The 8,972-nt window shown below is 71.8% G+C and carries 8 protein-coding genes; 2 read left to right on the forward strand and 6 right to left on the reverse strand.

The window, feature by feature from the left end:
* The 5 genes from SSNG_RS26320 to SSNG_RS26340 all read right to left on the reverse strand — a co-directional run.
* Positions 1-1,323: FAD-dependent monooxygenase (locus SSNG_RS26320; RefSeq protein WP_007266959.1), on the reverse strand; the 1,323-nt coding region annotated here is incomplete at its 3' end.
* Positions 1,324-1,521: 198 nt separating this feature from the next.
* Complete coding sequence (locus SSNG_RS26325) at positions 1,522-2,412, reverse strand: amino acid ABC transporter permease (protein ID WP_007266960.1); 891 nt, start codon at positions 2,410-2,412, stop codon at positions 1,522-1,524.
* Positions 2,409-3,083: an ABC transporter permease subunit gene (locus SSNG_RS26330; RefSeq protein ID WP_042801961.1), complete on the reverse strand. Its 675-nt coding sequence runs from the start codon at positions 3,081-3,083 to the stop codon at positions 2,409-2,411. The genes SSNG_RS26325 and SSNG_RS26330 overlap by 4 nt, the downstream gene beginning before the upstream one ends.
* A gap of 84 nt (positions 3,084-3,167) precedes the next feature.
* Positions 3,168-4,022: a glutamate ABC transporter substrate-binding protein gene (locus SSNG_RS26335; protein ID WP_007266962.1), complete on the reverse strand. Its 855-nt coding sequence runs from the start codon at positions 4,020-4,022 to the stop codon at positions 3,168-3,170.
* 98 nt (positions 4,023-4,120) lie between these two features.
* Positions 4,121-4,906, reverse strand: coding sequence for an amino acid ABC transporter ATP-binding protein (locus SSNG_RS26340; protein WP_042801963.1), 786 nt, complete (start codon positions 4,904-4,906; stop codon positions 4,121-4,123).
* A 277-nt stretch (positions 4,907-5,183) separates the two neighbouring features.
* Between SSNG_RS26340 and SSNG_RS26345 the strand changes: the two genes are divergently transcribed.
* Together SSNG_RS26345 and SSNG_RS26350 are read left to right on the forward strand one after the other, a co-directional pair.
* Entirely contained in the window at positions 5,184-5,888 is a 705-nt protein-coding gene (locus SSNG_RS26345; RefSeq protein ID WP_007266964.1) for a response regulator transcription factor, read from the forward strand.
* Positions 5,889-5,899: 11 nt separating this feature from the next.
* Positions 5,900-7,312 (forward strand): ATP-binding protein, encoded by a 1,413-nt coding sequence (locus tag SSNG_RS26350; protein WP_007266965.1) that lies wholly within the window; start codon positions 5,900-5,902, stop codon positions 7,310-7,312.
* Positions 7,313-7,494: 182 nt separating this feature from the next.
* Here the strand turns inward: SSNG_RS26350 and SSNG_RS26355 are convergent.
* Positions 7,495-8,972, reverse strand: a 1,478-nt coding sequence (locus tag SSNG_RS26355; RefSeq protein WP_128637160.1) for an endo-beta-N-acetylglucosaminidase, incomplete at its 5' end; no start/stop codon positions are given.

Consider the following 8,972-nt stretch of genomic DNA (forward strand, 5'->3'; position numbering starts at 1 on the left):
GTGCCGCCGGTCCCACACCCCGGTGCCCGGCGCGACCAGCAGCACCAGCAGCCGGCCCCGCCCCAGCAGGTCGCGCAGCGGAACGGTGGCTCCGTCGGGCGCGGTCACGGGCACGTTCGCCACCGGCCCGCCCGGCTCGGTCGCCGTCGGCACCTCGCGTACGGCCACGGGCGGCGCGTACACGGGCTGCGCGCCGAGCGGGCCGCGCCCCAGGTGCCCGTCGGTCAGCAGGGTTTCGGCGGAACGGCCCGTTCCCGGCAGCAGGGTGCGCAGGCCGCCCCCGCCGCGCAGTACGGGCACGGCCTGGTCGGCCGCGCGCAGCCGGGCCGCGACGGCGGTGCGCCGTTCGCCCTCGTAGCTGTCGAGCAGGGCCTCGGAGGCGCCCTGGTGCCAGGCCAGGGCCAGCTTCCAGGCGAGGTTCTCCGCGTCGCGCAGCCCCTCCTCGACGCCCTGGGTGCCGACCGCGCCGAGCAGGTGCGCGGCGTCCCCGACGAGGAAGGCCCGGCCGTCGCGCCAGCGCAGGGCCAGCCGGTGGTGGAGGGTGTGGACGCCGGTGTCGATGAGGTCGTACGGGGGAGTCGTGCCGCCGCACCAGAGGGCCAGGGTGTCCCGGATGAGGGTGACGAGCGCGTCGGGCGTGACGAGGTCCCCGCGCGCGGGCAGCAGCCAGTCGAGCCGCCACACCCCGTCGGGCAGCGGCCGGGCGGTGATCTCCTCGGGCCCGGACGGGGGGTTGCGGTGCAGCAACGCTTCGCCGGGCCAGGGCAGTTCGGCGCGCAGGGCGGCCACGGCGTGCCGCTCGACGGCGGTCCGGCCGGGGAAGCGGATGCCGAGCAGCTTGCGCACGGTGGAGCGGGCCCCGTCGCAGCCGACCAGGTGGCTGCCGCGCCACCAGCTGCTCTCGGCGCCCCGGGTACGGGCGGTGACCCCGTGGTCGTCCTGCTCGAAGGAGTCCAGCTTGGCGCCGGTGACCAGCTGCACCAGGGGGTGCGCGGTGGCGGCGGCGCGCAGCCCGCGGACGAGGGCGTGCTGCGGGAGGTGCAGAGGGGGCTGGTGGTCCTCGAAGGTGATCCGCCGGGACTCCTGACGGCGCTTCATGGTGCGCCAGGCCGCGTACTGGGCGCCCTCGTCGCGCAGGGTCGTACAGCCCAGCCGGTGGACCATGGCGGCGGTGTCGGAGTGCAGCACGACACTGCGGGCGGGCCGGGGCTCGTCCTTGCCGGGCCCCTCGTCGAGCAGCACGCTGGGCACGCCGTGCCCGGCCAGGGCGAGGGACAGGGACAGCCCGACGGGCCCCGCGCCGACGACGATCACCGGGTCCATGATGCGGCTCCCGATGTCCGGTATGTGATCACAGAACGTATGCAACCCACTGGAGGTTCCGGCGTCAAGTGACACCCGGCCGGGACAGCACTGTGTGGTGCGGCGGAGGATTCCGCCGCACCACACGGGCTACGCACTATGACTGACCCTACGTCAGCCCTCCGGCGGCCTTCCGGCCGGGTTCGAGCGGTCCGGCCGTCAGGCGCCGGCCGAGTTGGCGCCGGTGGCCATGTCGTTGACATCGTCCACGCCGACCACCGTGCCGGTGCTCTTCTTCGACTTCCGCAGCCGGCCCTCCATCCAGGAGGCGAAGGAGGTGAGGGCGAAGTTCACCGCGATGTAGATCAGGGCGACCACCACGAGGGTGGCGATGGTGTTGCTGTAGTTCGCGGAGATCTGACGGTTCGCGGCCAGCAGGTCCGTGAGGCCGAGCAGCGAGCCGCCGAGCGCCGTGTCCTTGAGGATCACCACGAGCTGGCTGACCAGGGCCGGCAGCATCGCGGTGACGGCCTGCGGGATGAGGACGTGGACCATGGTCTGGCCCTTGCGCATGCCGATCGCCTTGGCGGCGTCGGTCTGGCCGCGGGGGAGGGACTGCACACCCGCCCGGACGATCTCGGCGATGACCGACGCGTTGTACAGGACCAGGCCGGTGACCACGGCGTACACAGGCCGGAAGTCGGACGACACGGCGGGGATGAACCGCACGAAGAAGGCGTAGCCGAACATCATCAGCATCAGCACGGGGATGGCGCGGAAGAACTCCACGACCACGCCGACCGGTACGCGCACCCAGGCGTGGTCGGAGAGCCGGCCCATGCCCAGCAGGGCGCCCAGCGGCAGGGCGATCACCATGGCGATCGCGCCGGCCTTCAGGGTCTCCAGCAGGCCGGGGATCAGGTAGGTGGACCAGATCCGGCCGTCGGTGACGAAGGGGGTCCACTTGTCGGCGTCGAGCTGGTGCTTCTCCCCCATGACGGAGAGGATCCACCAGGCGGCGAGCGCGAACAGGACCAGGAAGCCGGCCGTGTAGATCCAGTTGCGGGTCTTGGCCTTGGGGCCGGGGACGTCGTACAGCACGGAGCTCATCGCTTCACCGCCGCTCGCTTGGCCACCCAGCCCAGCAGCAGACCGGTGGGCAGGGTCAGCAGGCAGAAGCCGAGGGCGAAGATACCGAAGACGGCGAAGAGCGCGTCCGCCTCGTTCTCGATCATTTCCTTCATCAGCAGGGCCGCTTCGGCCACGCCGATGGCCGCGGCCACCGTGGTGTTCTTGGTGAGCGCGATCAGTACGTTGGCGAGCGGTGCGATGACCGCCCGGAAGGCCTGGGGGAGCACGATCAGGGTGAGCACCTGGAAGAAGCTCAGACCCAGCGCGCGGGCCGCCTCGGCCTGGCCGACGGGCACGGTGTTGATGCCCGAGCGCAGCGCCTCGCAGACGAAGGTTCCCGTGTACGCGGTCAGCGCGAGGACGGCGAGCCGGAACCCGATCTCCTTGAAGGTCCCGCCGCCCAGGTTGATGCTCAGGGTCTGGCTGAGGCCCAGCGAGCTTCCGATGATCAACAGGGTCAGCGGGGTGTTGCGGACCAGGTTGACGTACGCGGTGCCGAAGGCCCGCATCAGCGGGACCGGGCTGACCCGCATCCCGGCCAGGACGGTGCCCCATATGAGGGAGCCCACCGCCGAGTAGAGGGTGAGCTGAACCGTCACCCAGAAGGCTCCGAGCAGGTCGTACTGCCCGGAATCAAGAAAGTCGAACACGTTGCCCTGCGCTCTCCCCAGGATGGCCGGTGGAGTACGCCGCCGCCCGCGGACGGGCGGGCGGCGACGCACCCCACCGGGAAATCAGCTGCCTTCGGTGATCTGCGGGGCAGGCTCGTTCTTGTAGTTGGCCGGGCCGAGGTTCTTCTTGACGGCCGCTTCCCAGCTGCCGTCCGCGACCATCTTCCTCAGGGCGGCGTTGATCTTGGTCTGGAGGTCCTTGTCGCCCTTCTTCAGACCGATGCCGTAGTTCTCGTTGCTCATGCTCAGGCCGACGAGCTTGAACTTGCCCTTGTTCTTCTCCTGCGCGGCGTAGCCGGCGAGGATCGAGTTGTCCGTGGTCAGCGCGTCCACGGCCTTGTTCTCCAGGCCGGTCAGGCACTCGGAGTAGCCCGGGAACTCCTGGAGGTCGGCGTCCTTGGCCAGGTCCTTCTTGATGTTCTGCGCCGAGGTCGAGCCCGTGACGGAGCAGAGCTTCTTCTTGTTGAGGTCCTCGACCTTGGTGATCGAGGAGTCGTCGGCGCGGACCAGCAGGTCCTGGTGGGCCAGGAAGTACGGGCCGGCGAAGTCGACCTTCGCCTTGCGCTTGTCGTTGATCGAGTAGGTGGCGGCGATGAACTTCACGTCGCCGTTGGAGATCAGGTTCTCGCGCTCGGCGCTGACGGCCTGCTTCCACTCGATCTGGTCCGGCTGGTAGCCGAGCTCCTTCGCCACGTACGTGGCGACGTCGACGTCGAAGCCCTCGAACTTGCCGTCCGGGGTCTTGAGGCCCAGACCCGGCTGGTCGAACTTGATGCCGATGACGATCTTGTCCGACTTCGTGCCACCGGAGGCACCGCCGTCGCTCGCCGCGTCCTTGCTGCCGCCGCCACAGGCGGTCGCCGTCAGGGCGAGAACGACGGCCGTGGCAACAGCAGCGCCGGTCTTGAGAACCTTCATGGTGAACTTCCCTCGGGTGAGACGTTGTTGAACGACGAGCAGGACACGTCGTGGGCGACGGCACGGGCCGTCGATCGGATCACTACCAGACGAGAGCGTCAGTGGTGCAGGATCTTCGAGAGGAAGTCCTTGGCGCGGTCGCTCTTCGGGGCGCTGAAGAACTGCTCCGGAGCGGCCTGTTCGACGATCTTGCCGTCCGCCATGAACACGACCCGGTCGGCCGCCGAACGGGCGAAGCCCATCTCGTGCGTGACGACGACCATCGTCATGCCCTCACGGGCGAGCTGCTGCATGACCTCCAGCACCTCGTTGATCATCTCCGGGTCCAGCGCCGAGGTGGGCTCGTCGAAGAGCATCACCTTCGGGTCCATGGCCAGCGCCCGGGCGATCGCCACGCGCTGCTGCTGGCCACCGGACAGCTGCGCCGGGTACTTGTCGGCCTGTGCGCCGACGCCCACCCGGTCCAGCAGGGCCTTCGCCTTCTCCAGGGCCGTCGCCTGGTCCGTCTTGCGGACCTTGAGCTGACCCAGCATCACGTTCTGCAGCACCGTCTTGTGTGCGAACAGGTTGAACGACTGGAACACCATGCCCACGTCCGCGCGCAGCCGGGCCAGTTCCCTGCCCTCGGCCGGAAGGGGCTTCCCGTCCAGCGTGATGCTGCCCGAGTCGATGGTCTCCAGCCGGTTGATGGTCCGGCACAGCGTCGACTTGCCCGAGCCCGAGGGCCCGATCACCACGACGACCTCACCGCGGGCAATGCTCAGATCGATGTCCTGAAGCACGTGCAGCGCGCCGAAGTGCTTGTTGACGTTGCTCAGTACGACCAGGTCGTCGGCGGCACCGGCCGCATCCTCCACGTCCTTGGTCACTGATACTCCGCTCATCGGCTTCTTGCTCCGTCCTCCGTCGGTTGGGAGGAATGTAGTGACGAGGTGAGCACACCGTCATCACATCTGAGGGAGAATTGAGCATAACGAAACGGCCTCGCGCCGATACGCTCCGTACCCGGTACCCACGAAGGGTGCGATGTACTCGTACCGGGTGCATAACGGAAGACGCGCCGGACCGGGACCCTCTTGACGTGGGACTCTCCCATGGGCGTGGATGCATGGTGACCATGTGTACGCAAGCTGAAGCGGAAGAATCGGGAAGGGGGACGCCATGAGGCTGCTGCTCGTCGAGGACGACGACCACGTCGCCGCCGCCCTGTCGGCGATCCTCGCCCGGCACGGCTTCCGGGTGACCCACGCCCGCAACGGCGAGGAGGCCCTCCAGGCGCTGCTGCCGGCCGGGGCCAAGCCCTTCGGCGTGGTCCTCCTGGACCTGGGCCTGCCCGACCAGGACGGCTACGAGGTCTGCGGCAAGATCCGCAAGCGCACCTCGACGCCCGTCATCATGGTCACCGCCCGCGGTGACGTCCGCTCGCGCATCCACGGCCTGAACATGGGCGCCGACGACTACGTGGTCAAGCCGTACGACACCGGGGAACTCCTCGCCCGCATCCACGCCGTGGCCCGGCGCACCGGAGCCACCGACGAGGGCGCCGCCACCCCCGAGACCGCCCCCGGCACGGTCCGGCTCGGCCCCGTCGCCGTGGAGCTGCCCACCCGCCGCGTCACCGTGAACGGCACCGACGTACCGCTCACCCGCAAGGAGTTCGACCTGCTGGCCCTGCTCGCACAGCGGCCCGGCGTCGTCTTCCGCCGCGAGCAGATCATCAGCGAGGTGTGGCGCACCAGCTGGGAGGGCACCGGCCGCACCCTCGAGGTCCACGTCGCCTCGCTGCGCTCCAAGCTCGGCATGCCCGCGCTCATCGAGACCGTCCGCGGGGTGGGCTACCGGCTCGTCACCCCGGCCGTCCCCTAGCGGGTCCCGCCGTGCGCACCCGGCTGCTCCCGCTCCTGGTCGTCCTGATGGCGGGCGTCCTGATCGCGCTCGGACTCCCGCTCGCCGTCAGCCTGGCCGCCGCCCAGCAGCAGCGGGTGGTGGTCGACCGCATCGACGACAGCGCCCGCTTCGCGGCCCTCGCCCAGTTCGTCGTCGACGCCGAGGGCTCCGGAGCCACCGGCGCCGACGAGCGCCGCAACACCCTCCAGCTCGAACTCGCCCGCTACCACGAGCTGTACGGCATCCGCGTCGGCATCTTCTACCGCGACGACAACGCCATGGTCCGCGCCCCCGGCTGGTGGCAGCTGCCCGAGTCCGGTGAGGGGCGGCGCGCCTTCGAGGAGGCCCTCGCCGGCCGGCGCAGCCACGACCCCGGCCAGGTCTGGCCCTGGCAGACCAGCGGGAAGCTCCTCGTCGTCTCCCCGGTCGTCCTCGACGGCGACGTCGTCGCCGTCGTCGCCACCGAATCACCCACCGACCAGATGCGCGCCCGGACCCTGCGCGGGTGGGCGATCATCGCCGCCGGGCTCGCCGCCGCCATGCTGGTCGCCTTCGGTGCCGCCCTGCGCCTGACGAGCTGGGTGCTCAAGCCCGTACGGACCCTGGACGCCGCCGCCCACGGCATCGCCACCGGACGGATGAACTCCCGCGTCGCCGCCGCGAGCGGCCCGCCGGAACTCAGACGCCTGGCCCGGTCGTTCAACGAGATGGCCGACAACGTCGAAGAGGTACTGGAGCAGCAGCGGGCGTTCGTCGCGGACGCCTCCCACCAGCTGCGCAATCCGCTCGCCGCGCTGCTCCTGCGCATCGAGCTCCTCGCCCTCGAACTCCCCGAGGGCAACGAGGAGATCGCCTCCGTGCGCACCGAGGGCAAACGCCTCGCCCAGGTCCTGGACGACCTGCTGGACCTGGCGCTGGCCGAACACGCCTCCGCCGAGATCAGCCTCACCGACATCGGCGAGCTCGCCGCCGAACGGGTGGCCGCCTGGCGCCCCTACGCCGAGGAGAAGGGCGTACGGCTCACCGAGGCGGGCCGCAGCGCCGTCACCGGCTGGGCCGACCCCATCGCCCTGTCCAGCGCCCTCGACGCCGTCATCGACAACGCCCTGAAGTTCACCCCCGCCGGGGAGGAGGTCGAGGTGTCGGTCTCCGCCGAGGGACGCAGCGCGCTCGTCGTCGTCGCCGACCGGGGACCCGGCCTGACCGAGGAGGAGCTGCTGCGCGTCGGCGACCGCTTCTGGCGCAGCGGCCGCCACCAGAACGTCAAGGGCTCCGGTCTCGGCCTGTCGATCTCCCGCGCCCTGCTCGCCTCGGGCGGCGGATCCCTCTCCTACGAGACGAACCCGCCGCACGGGCTGCGCGTGACGGTGGCCGTGCCCCGCACCGACCCGCAGGACGGCTAGGGTCTGTCGTCAAACTCCGTCGTCGCCCGGAGGGCGGCCCCGCGGCGTCTGGTGCGTGCTCTCGGTGCGCCGGGCGGAAGCCCGCGTACTGGACGTACTTGGCTTTCGCCCGGTGCGGCGAGAGCGCGTGCCAGGCGGCGCGGGGCAGACGGGAGTTTGACGACAGACCCTAGGCCCAGGGCTCAGGGCCAGGGGAGCTCGGTGCGGGCCGGGGCGGAGGCGGTGTACGTCTCGTCCAGCGTCCGGAGCTCGAAGACGGCCGCCCGCTCCCCGCCCGCGCGGACGACCAGGGGGACGTGGAGGGCGGCCGCGCAGGTGCCGGCCAGGAAGCGGCGGGTGCCGTCGGGGAGGAGGCGGTGGAGCTCGTAGTGCCGGACCGGCCCGCCCGCCCGGTCCCAGCGCAGGCGGAGCTCGGCACGGCCGTCGCCCTGACCGGAGACGGCCTCCACCCTCAGGTGCGAGGGCGGGGACGGGGGCCGCCGCGCGGAGGCGTCGCGTACCGTCAGGGCGCCGAGCCGCCAGGACACCGCCGCCTTCCCGGGCGCGGTGATCCGTACGGCAAGGGCGTACGCGGTCCTCCCGGCCAGGCGCGCGAGGGGCACGCGGGAGGTCCGCCAGCCCTGGCCGGGGCCCGCCGTCCCGGCCGGCAGCCAGGTGTACGGCACCGGCGCGCCCGGGGCGGACGGCTCGCGGACGGCGACGCCGAGCTCCACGGCCACCGGCCCGGCGGCGCCGCTCGTGTGGACCAGCTCCGCGACCGCCGAGCCGGTCAGGGGCAGGCGCGTGGAGTGCAGGGCCACGGCCGCCGGGGCGGTGAGCGCGCCCGCCACCAGCAGGCTGGAGCCCCCGCGCCAGGCGTCCGCGAAGTCCAGGGTCACCGAGGGGCGCGCCCCCGCGGTGTCCACCACCCAGCGCCGGCCCGGGAGCCGGTCCTGGAGCGCCAGGTGGTTCCACGGCTCCTCGGAGGTGACCGCGCCGTCCTCGTACCAGCGCAGCCCGTGCCCGGTGTTGAAGGAGCAGCCGAACGGCAGACCGGCGACGGTGGAGCGGTCCGCGGTGAACGCGGCCGGGGCCCGCCAGGGGGCCTGCGGCGCGGGCCGGGACGGGTCCCCGGACTCGCCCGTCCAGAACCGGTCGTCGGCGCGGTGGAACGCGCCGGGGGAGCGGTCGGCGAGGTGGTTGCGGGTCCACTCCGGCCGGTAGAGGCCGAGGCTGACCACGTGGTCGCGGTCGGGCGGGACGATGGCGTCCCAGTCGACGGCGGAGTCCCAGCCCTTCGACTCCACGTCCACCGCCGCCCACAGTTCGTGGCGGCTGCGGCCGAGCCGGCCGGCGAGGGCGCCGGAGGCGGCGAGGGTGCGCGCCGTCCAGCGGAAGTCCACGAACACCGTGTCGGCGACCCGGCCCGAACGGTCCTCGAAGAACTCCTGGTTGAGCGCGTTCAGGGCGCCCTGCCAGCCGACCCGGCCGGTGACGTTCATCGCGTCGTACCAGGTGATGCGCAGCCCGTGCGGCGCGCCCGCCGCCCGCAGCGCCCGCAGGAACTCCCGCATGCGGGTGGCGAGGGCGCTGTCCCCGCCGTCCGTCTCGGCGTTGACGAACCAGCCGTCGAAGCCGTACGCCACCGCCACCCGGACCAGCTGCTCCGCCACCGGGAACC

This window comes from Streptomyces sp. C (assembly GCF_000158895.1).
Classification (GTDB): domain Bacteria; phylum Actinomycetota; class Actinomycetes; order Streptomycetales; family Streptomycetaceae; genus Streptomyces; species Streptomyces racemochromogenes.

Excerpts from the sequence above, each read along its gene's own strand:
- SSNG_RS26335 (WP_007266962.1), bottom strand. The coding sequence starts at position 4,022 with ATGAAGGTTCTCAAGACCGGCGCTGCTGTTGCCACGGCCGTCGTTCTC.
- SSNG_RS26340 (WP_042801963.1), bottom strand. The coding sequence starts at position 4,906 with ATGAGCGGAGTATCAGTGACCAAGGACGTGGAGGATGCGGCCGGTGCC.
- SSNG_RS26325 (WP_007266960.1), bottom strand. The coding sequence starts at position 2,412 with ATGAGCTCCGTGCTGTACGACGTCCCCGGCCCCAAGGCCAAGACCCGC.
- SSNG_RS26345 (WP_007266964.1), top strand. The coding sequence starts at position 5,184 with ATGAGGCTGCTGCTCGTCGAGGACGACGACCACGTCGCCGCCGCCCTG.